This window comes from Coprococcus sp. AF16-5 (genome assembly GCF_003479365.1).
Classification (GTDB): domain Bacteria; phylum Bacillota; class Clostridia; order Lachnospirales; family Lachnospiraceae; genus Coprococcus; species Coprococcus aceti.
In genome coordinates this window covers 891,288-913,930 of sequence record NZ_QUGZ01000001.1, presented here as the reverse complement: position 1 = coordinate 913,930, position 22,643 = coordinate 891,288, and the positions used below count along the sequence as shown (strand labels likewise).

The 22,643-nt window shown below is 43.7% G+C and carries 19 protein-coding genes; 10 read left to right on the top strand and 9 right to left on the bottom strand.

The genetic code is table 11. The features are described from left to right. The first annotated feature begins 122 nt into the window (after positions 1-122). From DWW70_RS04030 to DWW70_RS04010, 5 genes are all read left to right on the top strand, one after another. Positions 123-803, top strand: coding sequence for a hypothetical protein (locus tag DWW70_RS04030; protein WP_118649257.1), 681 nt, complete (start codon positions 123-125; stop codon positions 801-803). Positions 804-827: 24 nt separating this feature from the next. After that, positions 828-3,380, top strand: coding sequence for a 1,4-alpha-glucan branching protein GlgB (gene glgB / locus DWW70_RS04025; RefSeq protein WP_118649256.1), 2,553 nt, complete (start codon positions 828-830; stop codon positions 3,378-3,380). A gap of 150 nt (positions 3,381-3,530) precedes the next feature. Beyond that, entirely contained in the window at positions 3,531-3,731 is a 201-nt protein-coding gene (locus tag DWW70_RS04020) for a cold-shock protein (protein WP_015533189.1), read from the top strand. 389 nt (positions 3,732-4,120) lie between these two features. Next, the gene (locus DWW70_RS04015) at positions 4,121-5,086 is read left to right on the top strand and encodes a PfkB family carbohydrate kinase (RefSeq protein WP_055143962.1); all 966 of its coding nucleotides are present in this window, start codon (positions 4,121-4,123) and stop codon (positions 5,084-5,086) included. Positions 5,087-5,200: 114 nt separating this feature from the next. Continuing rightward, positions 5,201-7,051: an alpha-amylase family protein gene (locus DWW70_RS04010; protein WP_117548645.1), complete on the top strand. Its 1,851-nt coding sequence runs from the start codon at positions 5,201-5,203 to the stop codon at positions 7,049-7,051. On the opposite strand, the gene DWW70_RS04005 is transcribed toward DWW70_RS04010, so the two are convergent. After that, complete coding sequence (locus tag DWW70_RS04005) at positions 7,052-8,104, bottom strand: alpha/beta hydrolase (protein ID WP_117874676.1); 1,053 nt, start codon at positions 8,102-8,104, stop codon at positions 7,052-7,054. A 98-nt stretch (positions 8,105-8,202) separates the two neighbouring features. Further along, on the bottom strand, positions 8,203-9,114 hold the full coding sequence (locus tag DWW70_RS04000) for an AraC family transcriptional regulator (protein ID WP_158564572.1): 912 nt from the start codon (positions 9,112-9,114) through the stop codon (positions 8,203-8,205). A gap of 122 nt (positions 9,115-9,236) precedes the next feature. Between DWW70_RS04000 and DWW70_RS03995 the strand changes: the two genes are divergently transcribed. From DWW70_RS03995 to DWW70_RS03985, 3 genes are all read left to right on the top strand, one after another. Further along, positions 9,237-9,998 (top strand): response regulator transcription factor, encoded by a 762-nt coding sequence (locus tag DWW70_RS03995; RefSeq protein WP_243017650.1) that lies wholly within the window; start codon positions 9,237-9,239, stop codon positions 9,996-9,998. A gap of 80 nt (positions 9,999-10,078) precedes the next feature. Further along, positions 10,079-11,662 (top strand): sensor histidine kinase, encoded by a 1,584-nt coding sequence (locus tag DWW70_RS03990; RefSeq protein ID WP_118649255.1) that lies wholly within the window; start codon positions 10,079-10,081, stop codon positions 11,660-11,662. A gap of 98 nt (positions 11,663-11,760) precedes the next feature. Continuing rightward, entirely contained in the window at positions 11,761-12,060 is a 300-nt protein-coding gene (locus DWW70_RS03985; protein WP_117548649.1) for a hypothetical protein, read from the top strand. Between the two features lie 418 nt (positions 12,061-12,478). On the opposite strand, the gene DWW70_RS03980 is transcribed toward DWW70_RS03985, so the two are convergent. The 6 genes from DWW70_RS03980 to DWW70_RS03955 form a co-directional block, all read right to left on the bottom strand. Further along, positions 12,479-13,414, bottom strand: coding sequence for a thiamine pyrophosphate-dependent enzyme (locus DWW70_RS03980; RefSeq protein ID WP_004848697.1), 936 nt, complete (start codon positions 13,412-13,414; stop codon positions 12,479-12,481). Positions 13,415-13,427: 13 nt separating this feature from the next. Next, positions 13,428-14,609 (bottom strand): pyruvate ferredoxin oxidoreductase, alpha subunit, encoded by a 1,182-nt coding sequence (gene porA / locus DWW70_RS03975; protein WP_015533185.1) that lies wholly within the window; start codon positions 14,607-14,609, stop codon positions 13,428-13,430. Then, a complete protein-coding gene (locus tag DWW70_RS03970) occupies positions 14,610-14,912 on the bottom strand; it encodes a 4Fe-4S binding protein (protein ID WP_004848700.1) in 303 nt (100 codons plus the stop codon). Further along, entirely contained in the window at positions 14,912-15,487 is a 576-nt protein-coding gene (locus DWW70_RS03965; RefSeq protein ID WP_118649254.1) for a 2-oxoacid:acceptor oxidoreductase family protein, read from the bottom strand. The genes DWW70_RS03970 and DWW70_RS03965 overlap by 1 nt, the downstream gene beginning before the upstream one ends. Positions 15,488-15,712: 225 nt before the next feature. Beyond that, complete coding sequence (locus tag DWW70_RS03960; protein ID WP_238050442.1) at positions 15,713-16,996, bottom strand: sensor histidine kinase; 1,284 nt, start codon at positions 16,994-16,996, stop codon at positions 15,713-15,715. Then, a complete protein-coding gene (locus tag DWW70_RS03955; protein WP_022217196.1) occupies positions 16,996-17,703 on the bottom strand; it encodes a LytR/AlgR family response regulator transcription factor in 708 nt (235 codons plus the stop codon). The genes DWW70_RS03960 and DWW70_RS03955 overlap by 1 nt, the downstream gene beginning before the upstream one ends. A 507-nt stretch (positions 17,704-18,210) precedes the next feature. Here DWW70_RS03955 and DWW70_RS03950 point away from each other — a divergent pair. Next, positions 18,211-20,499 carry a hydratase gene (locus DWW70_RS03950; protein ID WP_022217197.1) on the top strand — a complete coding sequence of 763 codons (2,289 nt, stop codon included), beginning with the start codon at positions 18,211-18,213 and terminating at the stop codon, positions 20,497-20,499. 225 nt (positions 20,500-20,724) lie between these two features. Next, positions 20,725-21,363, top strand: a complete 639-nt coding sequence (locus DWW70_RS03945; protein ID WP_022217198.1) for a sugar O-acetyltransferase — start codon at positions 20,725-20,727, stop codon at positions 21,361-21,363. A gap of 323 nt (positions 21,364-21,686) precedes the next feature. Here DWW70_RS03945 and DWW70_RS03940 read toward each other — a convergent pair whose 3' ends face one another. After that, positions 21,687-22,643 (bottom strand): SPFH domain-containing protein, encoded by a 957-nt coding sequence (locus DWW70_RS03940; protein ID WP_022217199.1) that lies wholly within the window; start codon positions 22,641-22,643, stop codon positions 21,687-21,689.

The following is a 22,643-nucleotide window of genomic DNA, read 5'->3' as shown; positions in this document are numbered from 1 at the left end:
AAAATGAAGTAAAACAACGTGTTACTTTCCTTTACATAAAAAGGGGTAAATGGTATCATATATGCAGTGGGTCTTAATGATCCATACATATTATAATACAGGAAAAGCAGAGAAATATACAGATGTTTAAATATAGATTTTTTCAGGTGATAATGGCACTTTCGCTGGTCTTGCTGATCATCTCCACGGCGATAATGTGTTCGTTCAGCGTTTTCAGGGTTGCGGAGAAGAGCTACAAGCCGAGTAATAGCGGCACGATAAGTTCAGTCATGAATAACGGACAGACTGAGGAATTATCAGAATTTGATGCGTGGGTGGAATACAGTATCGTGCTGGATGCCCTGGATGGGGACAGCGAGCAGGAGTACAGGTTTGGCAACGTATATCTGTCCACTGAGAATGTGATGAGGCTTGAACAGCTTGCAGACATCAAATCCAAGGCAAGCAATGGTGTGTTCATATCCATTGTGCTTCTGGTGGCATGCTTTGTAGTCATAAGGAGAAGGAGACTGTATGAGTGTGTTGTATGGGGCGGCGCTGCAGGCGTTATAATAGGAATAATCAGCTTTATAGCCATGGCGGTATCCGGCAGCGGAATCATGTATGGCATAAGAAGAATGGTGTTTGGAGAAAGCTATGCGGAGCTTTTTCCGGGACACGATGTCCTGCCGGATATAATACCGGCCGGTACGGGAACGAAGGTTCTTTGGGTGTATGTTGGAACGATATTTGTTGGACTTGTGGTTACTATCATAGTCAGGGTTATAAGCTATAAGAAATCACGTCCACACAAATTCAGATAGAAGGTTACATAATGGGAGGTAGTTATGAGAAAAAGAATCGAGGAGTGGATAAACTGGGTGCTCTATGATGAGCTCATTGCCAGCAAGATCAATGCGCCAAAGCATTTGCTGGGAATCCATGATTATGGTGAAGGTCAGATAATCGTTGTGTACAAGCCGGGGGCGATCAGGGTAGAGGTTACATCGCGCACAGGCAAGAAGATACACACCATGGAACAGATGACAAATGAAGGACTGTTCGCCATTTATTTTGATAAGAAGGAGTACGATGGCAACAAGTACAATGTTGTCACCACATATGAGGATGGCACCATTATAAACAGTGCAGATCCATATTCATTTGAATCGCTTATCACGAATTTTGACACATACCTTTTTGCGGAGGGTAGACATTACAATATATATGAGAAGCTTGGCGCACACCCTATGACTATAGACGGTGTACGTGGAACCTACTTTGCAGTGTGGGCTCCTCATGCAAGACGTGTCAGTGTAGTCGGTGATTTCAATCTCTGGGATGGTAATGTAAATCCTATGCAGATCACGGCAAATGAGGGAATATACGAACTGTTCCTGCCGGGCGTGGAGCCAGGTGCTGTGTACAAGTATCAGATCATGACCAGATATGGTGAGATACTGTACAAAGCTGATCCATATGGCAACCAGTGTCAGATGAGACCGGAAAATGCCTCAGTGGTTGCAGACATAAGCAGCTATAAGTGGAAGGATACATCATGGATGAAGGATAGAAGCAAGATCAGCCGTACTGACAGAATGCGCATGCCTATGTCCATATACGAGATGCATCTCGGCTCATGGCACAAGAAGGTTGAGGATGACGATGCAGGCTTCTACACATACAGGGAGCTCGCTCCTATGGTGGCAGACTATCTCAATGAGATGGGATATACGCACGTAGAGCTCATGGGTATATCAGAGTATCCATTTGACGGCTCATGGGGCTACCAGGTTACCAATTATTATGCACCGACCAGCAGATATGGTGATGCAGTAGATTTTATGTATTTCGTTGATTATATGCACAGCAAGGGAATCAGTGTTATCCTAGACTGGGTGCCAGCACACTTTCCTAGGGATGCGCACGGACTTGGACGTTTTGATGGGATGCCTCTCTATGAGCATCCGGATCCAAGAAGAGGAGAGCATCCTGACTGGGGCACATATATATTTGACTATGGCCGCAATGAGGTGGCAAACTTCCTCACGGCAAATGCTCTGTTCTGGGTCGAGAAGTTCCATATAGACGGACTCCGCGTGGATGCTGTGGCATCCATGTTGTATCTCGACTATGGCAAGCAGGATGGACAGTGGCTGCCAAATGAACATGGTGGAAACGAGAACCTTGAGGCAATAGCACTTATGCAGAATATAAACAGCATCATGGAGGAGAGAAATCCGGGGGCATATCTAATAGCAGAGGAGTCAACAGCGTGGGCAGGTGTAACTGCTCCGGCATCCATGGACGGACTTGGTTTCCTGTTCAAGTGGAATATGGGATGGATGAATGACTTCCTTGAGTATATGCAGATGGATCCATATTTCAGACAGAACAACCAGAACATGCTGACTTTCAGTCTTTCGTATGCGTATGCTGAGAACTATGTTCTCGTCATATCCCATGACGAGGTAGTTCATCTCAAGCGTTCAATGATAGAAAAGATGCCTGGCAGCGAGGAGGACAAATTCGCAAATCTCAGAACTGCGTACGGATTCATGTATGGACATCCGGGCAAGAAGCTGCTCTTTATGGGGCAGGAATTTGCACAGCCTAGAGAGTGGAGTGAGGCGAGAAGCCTTGACTGGTTCGTCTTAGACAATCCGCTCAATCAGGGCATGGAGAGGTATGTCAAAGCGCTCAATAAGCTTTACAATACCAATGATGCGATGTATGCGAATGACACAGATCCAATGGGATTTGAGTGGACAGATTGCGATCACCCAGACATGAGCATACTTTCATTTGTAAGACGAGGCTCAACTCCGAAGAAGCAGCTGCTTTTCGTATGTAACTTCACTCCGGTTGAGAGAGATAATTACAGTATACCGGTTCCGTGCTACACGACATACAAGGAGATACTCAACTCAGATGATGTACAGTTTGGCGGAAAGGGCAGACTCAACGGCAAGCCGGTCAAGGCAGTGGACAAGAAGAATGCCAGAACTCCTTACAGTATAGACATCACGGTTCCGCCACTCTCAACAGTTGTGTTTGAGTACGATTACACGGATATGACACCTGAGCTTGAGAAGAAGGAAGCTGAGGCCAAGGCTGCTGCAAAGAAGCGTGTGGACGCAGCAAAGAGAAAGGCTGCAGCGGCACAGAAGAAGGCTGAGGAGATAAAGAAGGATGCCGAGAAGAAAGCGGCTGAGCTGAAGAAAGAGGCGGAGAAGAAGGCAGATGAGCTGAAAAAGGAAGCCGAGAAGAAGACTGCTGAGTTGAAAAAGGAGGCATCTGAGATCTCAGAAGAGGTAAAGGATGATATAGCAGATATAGAAAAGTCAGTGGTGTCTGTTGCTGATGACATCAAGAAAGATATAAAAGCACGCAAAAAATAAACTTGCAATATGAGACAACAGGTCATATAATGTCAGTGTAAGTGCAAAGGGGCACAGAACGATATCGTTCTGTGCCCCTTTTTTGTACATCAGGCGGGTGACGACCAGCCAGATCATAAGAATCCAGGTAGTTTTTAAGGAGGAAGCAGTATGAAGACAGGAAAAGTAAAATGGTTTAATGCAAAGAAAGGCTACGGCTTTATATGTGATGAGGATGGAGCAGATGTATTTGTACATTTCTCAGCACTGAATATGGAGGGCTTCAAGGTTCTTGAAGAGGGAGATACAGTAGAGTATGAGGTTGTGGACGGTGAAAAGGGTCCACAGGCGGCAAATGTGACAAAACTGTAAATACAATGCGGTATATGTCAAAACAGCCATATATTTAAAGCGAATACATGTTGAATTAGGAGAACATCCCCGGGTTATGATTACAGATGATCAGGGGATGTTTTTTATGAGCAACGAACCGGAGCATGCTATTGCGTAGAACTGAGATGAATATCTACAAGGCCTCGTGTTACATAAATACAAGAATATTATAGATGTCGCCATATGCTAAAATTGTATGTCTGCTATAATAAAAACAACACATCTTTAAAAATCATCTTGACGGTTGGCGATGATAAAATGTAGAATACACATATATGGTGAAACATGTTTCATACATTTGCTGTTGTTGATAAACAGTTAAATAAACAGGCACGTATTTATTTTAGATTATAAGGGGGATATGTACCATGAAGAGATTTGATGTTGTGGCACTTGGAGAACTGCTCATAGACTTTACACAGAACGGGCTCAGCGGCCAGGGCAATATGATGATGGAGGCCAATCCAGGCGGAGCACCATGCAATGTTCTCGCTATGCTGCAGAAGCTTGGCAAGAAGACTGCATTTGTTGGAAAAGTAGGGGATGATTTCCTTGGAAAAATGCTTGCCGGTGTTGTGGCTGATGCCGGGATCAACACTGACAATCTGAAGTTTGACAGGGATGTACACACAACACTTGCATTTGTGCATACATACGAGGACGGAGACAGAGACTTTTCATTTTACAGGAATCCGGGGGCGGATATTATGTTAAGCGCAGATGAGGTGGATGAGAGTATCATAAAGGATGCCAGGCTGTTCCATTTCGGATCACTCTCACTGACGTACGAGGTGTCACGTTCTGCAACACAGAAGGCTGTGGCTGCTGCAAAGGAGGCTGGATGCATCGTCACATTTGACCCGAATCTCAGGGAGCCTCTGTGGAAGACTCTGGACGAGGCCCATGATCAGATCGACTGGGGTATGAGACAGTGTGATGTGCTCAAGATATCAGATAATGAGATACAGTGGTTCACAGGAAGAGAGGATTTTGACGAGGGTATAAAGATACTTCAGGACACATACAATATACCTTTGATACTTCTCTCCATGGGAAGAGATGGAAGCCGTGCATACTACGGGGATGTAGTCGCTGAGGCAAAGCCGTTTATCCAGGAGAATACTATAGAGACCACAGGCGCCGGGGACACTTTCTGTGCATGCGTGCTGAATTATGTACTTGATAATGGACTTGAAGATCTTGACACTGATAAGCTTACAGAGATGCTTGTATTCGCAAATGCTGCTGCATCGATCATCACAACACGCAAGGGAGCACTCAAGGTTATGCCGGAGAGATCCGAGGTTGAGAAGCTCATTGCCGAGAGACAGTAATAGATAAAAATACGGCAACAGATTAAAACAGGTTGTGTACGGTAATGATACAGATTATGTAAATAAAATGAGAATGATAAGTTAATTGACTATAGTCAGAAAAGGAGAAGATAAATGGCAGGTTCAAAGACAGTGAAAAAGACTGCAGAATATACAAAGAGATTTGATGAGAGATATGACGAGCTCAAGTGGCTCTACTGCGAGCTCTATAACAACAATATGGAGGCATTTGACTGGCTGTGCGATTCTCTGTATGGTTATTATCAGGAGAGAAATGCTGATCTCAAGAAGCTGGACAGAAGCCGTGTCAAGAATCCGGACTGGTATAAGCAGAATGATCTGTTAGGTATGATGATGTACACAAATGCATTCGCGGGAACGCTGAAGGGTGTAAAAGAAAAGCTTCCATATGTGAAGTCATGTGGTGTGAATTATCTTCATTTTATGCCGCTGCTGGAAAGCCCTAAGGGCAGAGATGACGGCGGATATGCTGTTGCGGATTTCAGAAAGGTAAAGCCTGAGCTTGGAACCATGGAGGATCTGGAGGACCTCACTGCAGAGTGTCACAGACAGGGTATAAGCTGCTGTCTGGATTTCGTAATGAACCATACAAGTGAGGATCATGAGTGGGCAAGGGCAGCGAGAAATGGAGATCCTGTTGCAAGATCCAGATATTTCTTCTATGATGATTGGTTCGTTCCTAACATATATGAGGAGACTGTGCCTGAGGTATTCCCAACTACGGCGCCTGGTAACTTCACATGGATAAATGACTGCAATCAGGTGGTCATGACTACATTTTACCCATACCAGTGGGATCTGAACTATGCAAATCCTATGGTGTTCAACGACATGGTCGGCAACATGCTCTATATGGCAAACCGAGGTATAGATGTCATCAGACTCGACGCTGTTCCGTATATATGGAAGCAGATAGGCACAAACTGCCGTAACCTTCCACAGGTTCACACTCTTGTCCGTATGATGAGGATAATCAGTGAGATAGTATGTCCGGGAGTCCTTCTTCTCGGAGAGGTCGTTATGGAGCCTTCCAAGGTAGTTCCATACTTTGGAACAGTTGACAAGCCAGAGTGCCATATGCTCTACAACGTGACAACCATGGCATCCACGTGGAATACGATAGCCACGAAGAATGTGGGACTCTTAAAGCGCCAGATGGATCAGGTGTGTGCACTTCCAAAGGATTATGTGTTCCTGAATTACCTCAGATGCCACGATGATATTGGCTGGGGACTTGACTATGACTGGCTGGCACAGTTCGGCATAGATGAGGTGGCACACAAGAAGTTCCTGAATGACTATTTCACAGGAAAGGGATACAACAGTGATTCCAGAGGTGAGCTCTATAACGATGATCCTAGACTCGGAGATGCCCGTCTGTGTGGAACAACAGCATCCCTGTCAGGCCTTGAGGCCGGCCAGTACGAGGCAAATGCAGACAAGATCGAACAGGCCATTGCCTGTGATCTCATGCTTCATGGATACCTGCTGGCACAGAGCGGAATCCCGGTTCTGTACAGCGGTGATGAGATAGGACAGACAAACGATTATACTTATAAGAATGATCCGGACAAATGTGCGGACAGCAGATATCTGCACAGAGGAAACTTCCCATGGGACAAGGTTGAAAATAAAGATCCTGTAGCCATGAAGATATTTGACGCGCTGCGCCACATGGAGGATATAAGAGCATCGCATGATGTATTTTCATGTAATGCAAATGTCTACACCATAGAGACAGGATGTGCAAGCGTCCTCGGAATAGTGAGGGAATATGCAGGACATGAGCTGAGGGCATTTTTCAACTTCAGCAACATGGATCAGCTCATCTGGACTATGCCTGAGGATCAGGCTGACATATATACCGATCTCATATCAGGCAAGACACTCCGCGAGCTTGGAGCAGTCATGCCTAGATATGGATGCTGGTGGTTCTACAGATAGTTATTCGGAATCTTTTTTATAGAACATAAGGAGAGTATTTTTGATAGAAGGCTTAAAGACTGTGTTATGGTCATAGCCTTCTATTTTTTCGTAGGTTAGGTTTAAGCCAGAATAATTTCTCTCTTGTAAATCATTGTAGAAATCCTCGATAGAAGATATGAAGTTTTTATCCTCATCTGCACCTACGGTTACATAGACATTAGCATTTAGAGTCTGTGTTCTATTGTAATATTCTTCTTCGTACGTAGACATGAATTTGCCGTCAGTATTTGCCCACATGGAAGGACTGCCAATATAATAATTTGCAAATGTATTTTTTCCTATAGTGTCATTATGGAACAGAGCGTAGTAAGCCCAGTATCCACCTAGGGAATGTCCTGTGAGAGTCATATTTTCAGGGTTTACAGAGTATATTTCTTCCAGGTAAGGAATCAGGTTATCTACAATAAAATGCAGGAATGAATCAGGGTTAGTCTGGAGATCTCTTTTTCTGATGACATCATAATTGTAAGTGTTTGGATATCCTATGCTGACAAGGATAACGTCCTGTATCTGGCCAGATGTCATAAGAGGTCTGAGTTCAGGGTGATCACTGAGTCTCCAGACTCCATCGGTCATAACAACCATTGGATATGAGCTTGCTTCGTTATAATCAGGTGGAAGAGATATATGGACAACAAAAGTGTCATCTATCTCAGCATCATAAATGGATAATTCGTTGATATAGTCTGCACAGGCGGGATCAAGAGTTGTCACCTCGTTATAATACATGTGCTCGGGAGAGAGTTTTCCCATGGTTATGCTGGCACGTTCCTCTGGAAGTAAACCTGTTGGAGTTGGCGCTTCTGTAGTAAGCTCCTCAGTTGTGATTTCTTTGACTGAGGTTTCACTTGTTGTTGCTTTTTTGATTGACGTATCTTCGGATGAAGAATAGCTGGTGACCGATTGGGTGACAGTAGAGTCATTCTTAGATGCTGACGAGTGCTGACACCCGGTGACAACTAATATAATAGCTATGCTGAATGTGGTCAAAATTGTTAATTCCTTTTTCATAAAAGGCCTCCTTTGATTGTATTTAGTAATTATCATATAAGTGAGAAATACTATAAAAACAATATCACAGGAGTTGCATTATGACCTGTCAGCAATGGTTAAACTTTGTCGGGGCGGATTTGCAGGAGAAGGTAATTTTGTTCCTTTTTTAATGATACATTGCTACACTCTAAGGTTATGTCAGGCACTATGTTATAATGAGAAAACGGTAGAAATTCTGTGTAAATTTTATACCAAAGTGACTGCTGCCCGGCAGGAGTAGTATCTGAACAGTCAAAACAGATCCATTCGCCGTCAGGAATGCTTGTTATCGAATAATCGGATATATTTAATCCGGAAATTTCTTGTTTTGTGATCATTCGTCCAAATGTGTAATTAAAGCATGAAATTTCATTATTGAACTTATCAATATTTATAAAATCATTTGATCTGTAACCGAATAAGCAGTTATTTGGTTTTTCATCAGTGGATTTAATTTCCATTAGTTTATCCCAGCTGTGACTGCAGCATTCTCTTGTAAATTTTGGAATCAGAACATTATTTTTCGCGGTATCGAGGCTTGTGAAAACCCTGGAATAACCGGCAATACACATGTTGTTGATCTTAACGATTCTGTAGTTGAGCATAGATCCCCCATCTGCTGTGACCCTTAATACAATCCGGGTGAAATTATGGAGACCGGACTTGTTATTTCGAACATAAGTTGGAGAGTTTCCATGAAAGCGTGTGAAAGCCTTCGTGAAGCTTTCGGGTGTGTCATATCCGTATTCAAGTGCAATATCAGTCACCGTGCGGTTGGATGAAATGAGTTCTTCTCCAGCCAGGGAAAGCCGGCGGTTTCTGATATATTCCCCTATAGTATATCCCGTGATTAGATGAAATACTTTTCTGAAGTTGTCGGGAGAGGAGTAAGCCTGCCTGGCTATTGTATTTTGGTCCAATACTTCACCGTCAATAAGGTGAGTCTCAATATAATCAATTGCGTTAATAAGTCCTTCGGTCCAATTCAAATGGTTTTCTACCTCCATGTAATGTATGTATATCACTATAGCACATATTTGTAGTAAATTGTTATAATGGACATATGAAAGTCATATCGGTTTGTTAATATGCAGGTCAAGGAGGTGATGATGTGGAGAGAAATGACATGGAGGTGTCAATAAATGCCGCATATGCAGAAAAAAATTCGGAGACTTCAAGAATGGAAATGTACGCTCTGAACAAGATATTGTTGGTGGAGGATGACATACACATAAGTGAGGTCATACATGACTATTTTGTAAGAGAGAGTGAAGGGCAGATGTATGTCGAGGTGGCGTATAATGGTGATGACGGATTGGACAGTTTCATGATGGATACATTTGATCTTGTGCTGCTTGATATCATGCTGCCAGGGATGGATGGTTTTGCGGTGTGTCGTGAGATGCGCAGGAACAGTATGGTTCCAATATTATTTCTGACGGCCAGAGATTCCGAACGGGATATTATGCTGGGCTATGATCTTGGCTGTGATGACTACATAGTGAAACCATTTTCACTTGCAACTCTGTATGCCAAGTGCAAGGCGCTTATCAAGAGATCCAAGGGGGCTGACAGCAATGGAGAGCTGGTATGTGGAGCGATAAGCATGAATCCGTCAAGGTATATGACGAAGGTAAATGGCGTGGAGGTCGATCTTGCACCAAAGGAGTTTGCTCTTCTGAAGATACTTCTTGAGAATAAGGGAAAGGTTATCACAAGAGAAAGACTGCTCGTTGATATCTGGGGCTATGATTATGAGGGAAGCGACAGATGCGTGGATAATCATGTAAGAAAGCTCCGGGCAGGTATAGGCAGTGCAGGAAAGCAGATAAAGACTGTGATAGGCAAGGGGTATCAGGTGAAAGAAATATAATTTATATCAGGCAAGAAATGGTGATAAAAATATCTGTATTAGAAAGCCTGGATTAGAATGTAAAAAGGGAGAAAAACGATATGACTGATAAAAAGAATAACAATAAGAAATATACATCGGCAGTAAGACGTGAGCTTAAGCGTATAGTGAGGCGAAAACTTTGGCGCGGGTTTCTGGTTGCAGGAGTTATGGTTATGCTGATCATCATAGCCGCACTTGGTTTATTGACTATAGTCAATTACAACCAGAGATCAGGATTCGACAATGATGTGAGAACAGTGTGCAATGGAATGTACAGAGTGATAAAAGATGGTGAGAGTGATCAGGAAATACAGGAAGATATAGAGGGGATACTCAGCAAATGCAATACACCTTATTTTGTATCAAAGGTTTACAGATATGACGATGGAGTTAAGCTGTCAGGACAGGATGCATGGTTTGAGGATGATGCTGAGTTTGCGGAAGATGTTGCATATGAGGATGACGCTGAGCTTGAGGATGAAGATAACAGCTCAAATACAGGCTCAGGGGATGATGATTTTCAGCCGGGAGACAGATTTGTTGAAAATGGTGTAACCTATGAGTGGATATCCACGGATGAAGGTATAACAGCTGTCAAAGTTCAGTCAGAAGATCAGGTATATGAAGATATAAGATCGGTTTCGGAGATATACCATGACTTTGTTGCGCAGGGGAAGGATAATGTGGATTTTGTAAATATGGAAAAACAGTATGAGAGCTCAAGAGCATATCTGAATGATGTATTTGAGAGGGAAGGGATGGACACCAATACAGATTATGAAGAGGACATATCCTGGAGAGGATATTACTACAGAGGCAGAACTGTGACTGTTGGTGGAAACGATTATTATGTTGCAGCTGCAATGTACGAGGATCCATTTACAAGATCTGAGATGGGGCTGTTTCGTATCATTATATATATGACGCCATTAGTTCTTCTGTGCTATGTGATAACGGCGGTGATATCCTACAGGAAAAAGAAAAAAGAGATCATTGAGGATGAGACCCGCAGAAATATCATTGCAGCTATAGCACATGATGTGAGAGGCCCGGTTACCGCCATATCAGGATATGCGGAGAACCTGCAGCAGATAGTTCATGATGCTGAATCAAGGCATTACACGGCCTCTATACTGGATAATGTTTCATATATCAATGAGATGATAACCGGTATGCTCTCATACATCAGGCTGGAAAACACACTGACTATTAAGAATGACAATGTGGATATGGCGGCGCTTGCCAGACAGGTTACAGACAGGTATACAGGTGAACTGGAGAACAGGAATATAGAGTGCGAAATCGCCGGTCATGCTGAGATACGCGCCGATGCAAGACTCATGGATATCATGCTGGATAATCTGATCATGAATACGGTAAAGTATGCGTCAGACAACAGCATTGTAAATATTGATATTGGTGTGGGCAGACTGGTCATATCAAATGATATGGATGGTGAGATAGACTGTGATCCCCCTGAGTTATGGGAGCCTATGAAAAAAGGCAATTCCGCCAGGACCGGACATACAGGAAATGGTCTGGGGCTGTCAATAGTGAAGAAAATACTTGACCTGTCAGGTTTTACCGGGGATATAGCCATGGAAGATGGAAAGTTTGTGGTTACGATCATCTGGAGTAAATAGACACAGATAATGTGTATTGAATAATAAAATGTATAATAACATATTTGACAGAAGTTATATAGATAAGAGGAGGCTGTCCGGCGTAAAATGGACAGCTAGTGTTCAGAGATGATGAACTGGTTCAGAACTATGTACTCGATATAAGCGGTGCAAAGAACATGACCTCAGATGAAAAATATGCAGTCCTTTCCAGTGTGAAACTGAAGGATGGAACAATGCTTACAGATATCGTCGAATCGGGAGACGAAAATACAAACACAGCCGGAGAATACGAACTTCTGTTCACCACAGACCGCATGTTGGATGTAAGTCAGGTAGAAAGCCTGCTGTTCTGGAAAAATGCAGGCGAAGATGCGCAATACACTTTCAATGATTTCTATGAGGTTCCATTTAACTGATATTTTTCTTTGGTGTAAAATAGCACGATAGTGCCATTGACTGAGAGTTACCATTTCTTGCTATGAAGTATGCGATGCCATTATTGTGTGATTATACACTTGCATGTAAAGAATACAAAACAACTAGAAAATCCGTATATTACAATATGCAACAATCAGCAGTTAAGAACTAAATTAAAAGATAAGATTTGATGTTCTAAGAATTACAATATATTCAAGAACAGAAAGAAATCCAGTCCAGTATATATTACGATCGGTAGTGTAGTCGACTGAGTTTCAGCGCTTCTTGCTAAGGCGAAGCACGCAACGCCCTTATCGCGTGCGTAGCCGCATGCAGATAGAAGCAAGCGGAAACGAAGGAAGACAAACGTGATCGTATATATACTGGACTGGATTTCTTTCGTCCGTTTGTTAATATTTAATTCTTAGAACATCTATACAGCAGATCCTCCCAACGGCGGTCAACCTCCTGCTGATACTGAACGAGAAGGTGCTCGTTCTCAGGCTTGAACAGGTGCTTGAATCTGCCCTGCGTTCTCAGGAAGTCCTCGATAGGAAGCTTCTTCTTAGGAGAGTAGGAGAGGATCCATTTGCCCTCGATAACCTCGAACAGAGGCCAGTAACATGTCTCGACTGCCAGCTTGCAGATGTCCATGATCTTCTCTGTAGGGTATCTCCATCCTCTAGGACATGGTGACATGACGTTGAGGAAAGCTGCGCCAGGTGTGTATATGGCCTTCTCAGCCTTCTCATAGAGATCACGCATGTTGCCGAGAAGAGTAGACTGTCCAACATATGGGATGTCGTGGGCAGCCATGACCTGTGCGAGATCCTTTCTGTTCTGCATCTTACCATTTGACTGTGAGCCTACTGGTGTGGTTGTGGTGTCAGCATACATAGGAGTAGCTGATGAACGCTGGATACCGGTGTTCATGTATGCTCCGTTGTCATAGCACACATATACCATGTCATGTCCACGCTCCATGGCACCTGACAGTGACTGAAGTCCGATGTCATAAGTTCCGCCATCACCGCCGAATGTGATGAATTTGTAAGTGTCATCTATCTTGCCTTTTTTCTTCAGAACGTTGTAGGCTGTCTCAACACCTGAGAGGGTTGCGCCTGCGTTCTCAAATGCGTTGTGTATGTAGCTGTCCTCGTAAGCTGTGTAAGGATACATGAAGGTTGAAACCTCAAGACATCCTGTGGCGTTACCGATGACCGCCTTGTCGCCCTCGTGAAGGGCGCGGAGTACAGTTCTGACAGTGATAGTACCACCGCAGCCTGCACACATTCTATGACCTGGAGCAAGACGCTCAGGCTTGTTCATTACTTCTTTAAAATTATATGCCATTTCATCTTACCTCCTACTGTCTAAGTCCTATGTACTGATACTGAGGAATCTCAGCACCGTTCTCTATCATGTCTTCAAGCTGTGCAAATACGCCCTTGGCGCTGTCCACAGTGTAGTCACGTCCGCCGAGACCGTAGATGTAGCTGACAGCCTTTGTGGTTGCCTGAATGTCATACAGGTGCTCCTTGACCTCTGCTGAGAGAGGACCGCCGCCTGCTCTGAATCCTTCCGATCTGTCAAGGATTGCCACAGCCTTGGTGTGGGCGAGAGCCTTTGCAATCTCCTCACCAGGGAATGGTCTGAACACTCTGATCTTCAAGAGTCCGACCTTCTTGCCTTCGTTTCTCAGCTCATCTATAGCTTCCTTTGTTGTTCCGGCAGCAGAACCGATCATAACGATGGCGTAGTCAGCGTCGTCAAGTCTGTACTCCTCAAAGAATCCGTAGTGACGGCCTGTCATCTCCTCGAATTCCTTTGCAACGTCAAGAATAACCTGCTTTGCATTCTTCATGGCAGTGTTCTGAGCCATCTTAGTCTCCATATAGTAAGGAGATGTGGCGTAAGGACCGACAGCCATAGGCATCTCAGGATTTAACAGATACTGCTCAGGGGTGTATTCACCTACAAACTTCTTTACGAGATCATCCTCGATGAGGGTGATGTTTTCAACGGCATGGCTTGTGATGAAACCATCCTGACATATCATGATAGGAAGTCTGACATCCTTGTGCTCAGATATTCTGTATGCCTGAACAAAGTTGTCATATGCCTCCTGGTTGTTCTCTGCGTATATCTGAAGCCAGCCTGTATCACGTGCGCCCATACTGTCTGAGTGGTCACAGTTGATGTTGATAGGGCCGGAGAGTGCTCTGTTTACAAGTGCGAGGGCAAGTGGAAGACGATTGGACGCTGCCACATAGAGCTCCTCCCACATGAGAGCCATACCACATGATGATGTGGCTGTGAGTGTACGGCAGCCGGCAGCCTCTGCGCCGATCGCTGCACTCATGGCACTGTGCTCACTCTCTACCGGTATAAATTCTGTATCGATCTCTCCATTGGAGATAAATGTTGAAACGAACTGAGGTATCTCAGTTGAAGGTGTTATAGGAAATGCAGGCATAACATCCGGATTGATCTGCTTTATAGCATGTGCCACAGCCTCATTTCCTGAAAGACGTTCTCTTATAGCCATTTATTTGCCCTCCTTCATAGTGATTGCTCCGAATTTGCACTGGTATGCGCATATACCGCAGCCCTTGCAGTGCTCCAGGTCAAATGCGAGACGCTTGCCTGATACGACCGGAATGCATGAATCCGGACAGACAGGTGCGCACAGAAGACAGTGTACGCATTTGCTCTCGTCTAGGACAGGTGTTGAAGTCCTCCACTCACCTGTGTTAAATGCCTTGGATGTGCCACCGCCGTATACGTGGTTTCCAGGTGTGAGCTCTGTCCATTTGCTATTGTCATGTATCTTGCTTATATCTGTTCTCATTACTTCATTACCTCCCTGAAGGCGAGCTTTAATGCTTCCATGTTGCCCTCGATAACCTCTGGTTTCTTGGCAAATTTGTGCTGATATGACTGTCTCATATCTTCGAGGAAAGGTCCCTCCTCCATTATTCCGCTGACAGCAACGATGGCTGCAAGCATAGGAGAGTTAGGAAAATTCTTGCCGAGAGTCTTCATGGAGATCTCCTTGGCATCAAGTGTGTATACCCTGCCCTTGTAACCCTTGAGCAGTGGACGGACCTCGTCCGGAGTCTTAGGTGTATTTATAATGATGGCGCCATCCTCGGCGAGACCTGCAGTCACATGTACAGGTTCGATCAGAGATTCGTCAACTACAACCACATACTGTGGATCGTAAATGTTGGAATGTACTCTGATAGGTTCACTGCTGATCCTGTTGTAGGCAGTGATAGGTGCGCCCATTCTCTCTGGACCATACTCAGGGAATCCCTGAACATATTTACCTGTTTTGAATGCCACATCTGCGAGGAGCAGGGCAGCAGTCTTGGCACCCTGACCACCACGTCCGTGCCATCTGATTTCGATAGTATCTTTCACTTTCACATCTCCTGTCAAAAATTTCTCATTAAGTTCCGTTTATTAGGAAAAATAATCCTTTTGATTATACCATTTATAGATAATAAGTAAAGAATAAAATTAAGGAAATAAGTCGAAAAACAAAAAAATTTAACGCGGATAACAGAAATACCTAAAAATGTTGGATTTAACGATGGGATAAGTTATCTGAAAACTATAAAAAAGCATTTGGAATCATAAAATTTATTATATGCTGACGACAAAGTGGATACAGTTCTGTCCATCCACCGTCTGATTGTCCAACAGTATTTCACCATGGTACTTGGATGTGAGCTGTTTCAGCTTGTAAAGTCCGATACCTCTGGAATAAGCTCCATCCTTCAGAGGCTTGGTCGAGTAGCCCTTTGCGAAGAAGTTCTTGCGCATTTCCGCGGTGAGCTGCGATCCGGCATTGAAGGTTTCCACGGTGGTAGTCTTGCCGTCAGAGTCTATGATGACTTTTATCATACCTCCGTCTTCAGTTGCGTCAAATGCATTGTCCACCAGAATGCTCATGACATCCAGAAGCTCAAATTCCGCTGCCTTGGATGTGAGTGTGGAATTTTTGACATCTATATCCAGATTGATATTATGCTCCTGCGCAAGGTTCATCTTGCTGAACAGAAAACCTGCGATCAGTTTCATGTTGATCCTCAGAAGATACGAATTCTTGATGACATGGTCATTGCAGGAGGTATCCAGCTCATTTGAAAGGGCAGCAGCGAGGGAATCATAATCAGTGTAACTGATCGGCAGCATGCTGATGGCCTGAAGCTCATTGTTGTAGTCATGCTGTCTCATGCGCACCTGATCTATCAGATCCTCTATAATAGGAAGATACTGTTCATATGACTGTAGTTGCTTCCGGGATTCTCTGAGGCTCATATAGTTCTTGTACATTCCCGAGTATAAAATGAGGATAAGTATGACTATAAACAGGAAAGTCATAAATATATTCATGAAGTCCTTAGGGGATATACGCTGGTATAAAACCATAGATACCATGAGGGCAAATACTGCGAGTATTATATTCCTGGATACCTGATTTTTCACTATAAGAGCATCGTACAGCTTATCCATATGTCCGAATTTGTATAAAAGTATAGCTATGATGAAAGCCATGGCTTCGGTTATATATGTTGAAGTGTTGGTGAATGGATTGTCCGTAAACTGCATGATGACAACCATCTGGATGAGGTTCAGTATAGTCATGATGATAAGTGTAATTGCGTATCCCGTTATGATCTTCATCGGCGGATATCGGAATACCAGAGAGTAGAATACAAAGCAGTATATGTATGTTATCAGTGTGAATATTAACATGGAGTCTGTAACTGTGGCAATCAGAGAGACTGGTAAAGTCAGCAGAAGCAAAGGTGGAAGTCTCTTTGCTATCTGGGAAAATTTTACATTATATATCGCCATCAAGAATACTAAAAATACAAAGGTATCAAACAGTATCTTGGAAAGAAAATCAAAATATGCAGCCATTATCTGTTCTCCTGGTAAGTTTCTATAATAGTTTTGTATTTGCGCCCGACCGGTATGGATTCTTGAGCCAGTTTCAGCGTTATAAGTGAATTGGATCTGTCGTAGCTCTGTATGTAGTCGGGATTGAAGTAATAGCTTTTGTGGCATCTGACCAGAGGTACATCACCAGCAGCCTGCAAAATTGACTCGAAGGTCGGGTTGGTGACGATAAAATCGCCGTCGGATGTGAAAATGTGCTTGTGGTGGCCGGATGCACATACATAAATTATTTCATCCATGCTTATATGGAAAAGTATTCCCTGGATATCCTTTACGCGGATCCTTGATGTCTGGTCGTCAGGCTGTGTGAGCACCGAGTTGATCCCTCCTACGACATCGATTCTGTCATAAGGCTTTGAGAAATAATACTGGCAATGATACTTGTTGATGACATCAAGGTTTGGAACGGTGATGTCGGTGATGAAGATGACAGGTGTGTCATTGTATTTGGGAATTCTTCGGAGATAACCACATACATCCAATCCGGTCTTTCCTCCACCGAGATCAATGTCCAGTAAAAAGATATCAATATCAAATGAATCTATTATTGTTATGGCATCGTTGTAAGTTGATGCAGTGTTGACAACAGCGTCTGCGTACTCTTCTTCAATTATATGTTTTAAGCCGGTAAGCTGGATATTGTCATCCTCAACAATCAGAAAATTCATAATCAAACACTCCTGTGAAAAATTGATAGATAAACAAAACTCTTAAATTATTAACATATCAGGAACATTCTATCATACAAATGGGAATTTCTACAATAGGTATAATTAAAGTATATGTGTGTTGTACACGAAAATTTATGTCGTTCAGGTTGTTATACGCGTCGTTTGTGTCGATTTTTGTAAAAACTATTGGAAAAATTATACAAATAGTATAGTGTATGTAACAGAGAATAATTAACTCTGAGGGGAGATTGATTATATAGTGTCAGATAGGATGTATCAGGTACAGGTATTTCGGTTAAGGGTATCTGTACAGTATATTCAATTTGATGCATAGGATCTGCCATATGTGCCTGAGCATGTATGGCAGATTTTTTGCGTTAAGCTGTAATATAATACTATTTAAAATTTGAAAATAATATGGTATGATGTAGAGAAACATGGGGTTTTGTATACATCTGTGTGCAATTCCATAAATGACAAAAAGCTATTACCAGGAGGAAGAGTATGATTAAATTATTTGACAACGGTGCTTATCTGTTACATGGTACAGAGCTGGTTGAGGATAATGCTGAGGCAGGTGCGGTTCTCGCATCAAAGCTTGGCAGTGCTCCATCAAAGGAAGAGGCATCAAAGAACACACTTGCTTACGGAATATTGGCTAAGCATAACACATCTGACAATATGGAGAATCTTAAGATCAAATTCGATAAGATGACTTCACATGATATAACATTTGTAGGAATCATCCAGACAGCAAGAGCATCAGGTCTTAAGGAGTTCCCTATACCATATGTACTTACAAACTGTCACAACTCACTGTGTGCCGTAGGTGGAACCATCAATGAGGATGACCATATGTTTGGCCTCTCATGTGCGAAGAAGTATGGCGGCGTGTATGTACCACCTCATCAGGCGGTCATCCATCAGTTTGCAAGAGAGATGCTGGCAGAGTGTGGCGCCATGATACTTGGATCAGACTCACATACACGTTACGGTGCTCTTGGTACTATGGCTATTGGAGAGGGCGGCGGTGAGCTCGCAAAGCAGCTCCTGTGTAAGACATACGATGTTGCAAAGCCGGGCGTTATCGCAATCTATCTCGACGGAGAGGTACAGAAGGGGGTTGGTCCTCAGGATGTGGCACTTGCCATCATCGGAGCAACATTTGGCTGCGGATATGTCAAGAATAAGGTCATGGAGTTCGTTGGTCCTGGTGTTGACAAGCTCTCAGCAGATTTCCGTATCGGTATTGATGTTATGACAACAGAGACAACATGTCTGTCATCAATATGGAAGACAGATGACAAGATAAAGGATTGGTATGACATTCACGGAAGAAGTGAGGCATACAAGGAGATGAATCCTGGCGATGTGGCTTACTATGACGGAGTCGTATATGTAGATCTGTCAACAGTTAAGCCAATGATAGCTATGCCATTCCACCCAAGCAACACATACACCATCGACGAGCTGAATGCCAACCTCATGGATATCCTTGATGATGTTGAGAAGCGTGCACTTGTAAGCCTTGACGGCAAGGTCGACTTCACACTCAAGGATAAGGTAAGAGATGGCAAGCTGTATGTTGAGCAGGGAATCATCGCCGGATGTGCCGGTGGTGGATATGAGAATATCTGCGATGCGGCTGATATCCTCAGAGGCAAGAGCATAGGCGCTGACGAGTTCACACTGTCAGTATATCCTGCAAGTACACCTATATATATGCAGCTCGCAAAGAACGGTGTCCTGGCTGATCTCATCGAGACAGGCTCTATCGTTAAGACAGCATTTTGTGGACCTTGCTTTGGTGCCGGTGATACACCTGCCAACAATGCATTCTCCATCAGACATTCAACAAGAAACTTCCCTAACAGAGAGGGTTCAAAGATACAGAATGGTCAGATCTCATCTGTTGCGCTTATGGATGCGCGTTCTATCGCAGCAACTGCAGCCAACAAGGGCTATCTGACATCAGCAACAGACCTTGCAGATATAGAGTACACACATCCAAAGTATTTCTTCGACAAGGCTATATACGACAGAAGAGTTTACAACGGTGTTGGAAAGGCTGATCCTTCGGTTGAGATCAAGTTTGGTCCAAACATCAAGGACTGGCCTGAGATGGTTCCTCTTACAGACAACCTTCTCCTCAAGGTGGCATCAGTTATACATGATCCTGTAACAACAACAGATGAGCTTATCCCATCAGGAGAGACTTCATCATACAGATCAAATCCTCTTGGACTTGCAGAGTTCACTCTGTCAAGAAAGGATCCTGAGTACGTTGGAAGAGCGAAGGCTATCCAGGCTGTAGAGAAGGTTCGTGAGGCAGGTGAGTGCATGGGTAAGGCATTCCCAGAGGTCAAGGAAGTTATGCATGCCATCAAGGAGAAGTTTGAGGACGTATGCGGAAGCAACACAGGTGTTGGAAGTACCATTTATGCTGTTAAGCCAGGTGACGGTTCAGCCCGTGAGCAGGCTGCATCATGCCAGAAGGTTCTCGGTGGATGGGCAAACATTGCAAAGGAGTACGCTACAAAGAGATACAGATCAAACCTTATCAACTGGGGTATGCTTCCATTTGTCATTGATAAGGATTTTGACTTTGACAATGACGATTATGTATTCATCCCAGGAATCAAGGATGCTGTGAAGAACAAGACAGAGGTCATCAAGGCTTATGTTGTGAACAAGGATTTTGCTGAGATAGAGCTGAGACTTGGAGAACTCACAGACGATGAGAGACAGATCATAACAGATGGCTGCCTCATCAATTACTACAAGTACAACTAAATGATATATATGGTGCCGAGTGCGCCATGTATGTACATTTGAATATAATGTATATACGACGATATAACAGGCATCATCATGGGCGCTTTAGTGCGGCTTGGTGGTGCCTGTTGCTTTCATATAGCCAGTGTGATCATGATGTGATAATCCACGATGTCAAAAAGAAACGGATTTACAACATGGCGGGTTTATGAAGACAAAAATAAAATACAGGAGGTATTTACAATGGGAAAATCAGAGCTGGAAAAGATGCACACATGTGAGCTTTATCTTCCGGGCGATGAGGATATCGCCAGAGAGCAGATAAAGTGTCTGGACAGATTATATGACTTCAATATGACCAGACCAACAGAGATGGTCAAGCGTCAGCAGATGCTCAAGGAGATGTTTGAGGAGATAGGAGACAACTGCTATATAGAGCCACCACTCCATGCAAACTGGGGCGGCAAATTTGTTCACTGGGGCAGCAATATATATGCGAATTTCAACCTTACAATGGTGGATGACACACATATTTACGTTGGTGACTACACCATGTTTGGACCAAATGTAACTCTGGCAACAGCGGGACATCCAATAAATCCTGAGCTCAGAAAACAGGGCTATCAGTACAATGCACCTATAACAATAGGCAAGAACTGCTGGATAGGTGCAGGAGTTACGATACTTCCGGGGGTAACTATAGGTGATAACACCGTCATAGGAGCTGGAAGTATGGTTGCCACAGATATCCCATCGAATGTTGTAGCTGTGGGTAATCCGTGTAAGGTACTCAGGGAAGTGAATGAGCGTGATGCAAAATATTATTTCAAGGATCACAGGATTGATTTCTTCCAGTATAACAATGTGAGCAAGAATGACTGATGAGGTATATTCAGTTGAGGATGGAGGGTACATACAGAAGGTGGAAACTGCGAGGGCTCGCTGGCTCCAATGTCTATGGTGAACAGCTATATGATCGTATCGGTAGAAAAGGGCAGGACTGGAAAGGTGCAGATCGTATATCAGTTGAATGATGTTGAGTCAGGAGAGAATATCAAATCTGTGTGGATAGAACTTCCGCAGTGATCATGATGACAGAAAAATACAAATAGTAATTACAAAGACGTGCACGAAAGATTCTTCAAAAAGAACTTTCATGCACGTCTTTTAATATCTGTCTTATTTATTTGTAATAGTCTGATATGTTACTGCTTTGATATGGCAGCAGCTTCAGTGCTCTTGGCAACCTCTACAATAGAAGAGGTGAGACCTGCGATTCCCTGTATCTCTGATGGGATGATGATCTTGGTAGCCTTGCCGTCTGCAGCCTTTGTAAATGCTTCCAGGCTCTTGAGAGTGATGACCTGATTTGTAGGCATTGACTCATTCAGTGCTCTGATACCATCTGCATTTGCCTGCTGTACAGCGAGGATAGCTTGTGCCTGACCTTCGGCTTCCTTGATAGTTGCTTCCTTCTTAGCCTCAGCACGGAGGATCTGAGAAGCTTTCTCAGCCTCGGCCTCAAGGATGACTGACTGCTTGTTACCTTCTGCGATGAGGATGGCTGACTTCTTCTCACCTTCAGCACGGAGGATCTGCTCACGTCTCTCACGCTCTGCCTTCATCTGCTTCTCCATGGCATCCTGAATAGCTGCAGGAGGGATGATGTTCTTGAGCTCTACTCTGTTGACCTTGATTCCCCAAGGATCAGTAGCCTCGTCAAGTGTTGCTCTCATCTTGGTGTTGATGGTCTCTCTTGATGTAAGTGTCTGGTCAAGCTCGAGATCACCGATGATGTTACGAAGTGTGGTAGCTGTCAGGTTCTCGATGGCCATGATAGGATTCTCAACTCCGTAGCTGAAAAGCTTAGGATCTGTGATCTGGAAGAATACGACTGTGTCGATCCTCATTGTTACGTTATCCTTTGTGATAACCGGCTGTGGAGCGAAGTCAACAACCTGCTCCTTGAGTGTAACCTTCTTGGCTACCTTATCGATAACAGGCATCTTCATGTGAAGTCCAACAGACCATGTTGCCTGATATGTTCCAAGTCTCTCAATTACATAAGCGTGTGCCTGTGGCACGATCTTGATCGTACTGCAAATAATAACGATTACGATCAGACATAAAATGATAATAAGTGAAATTCCTGCTCCGTCCAT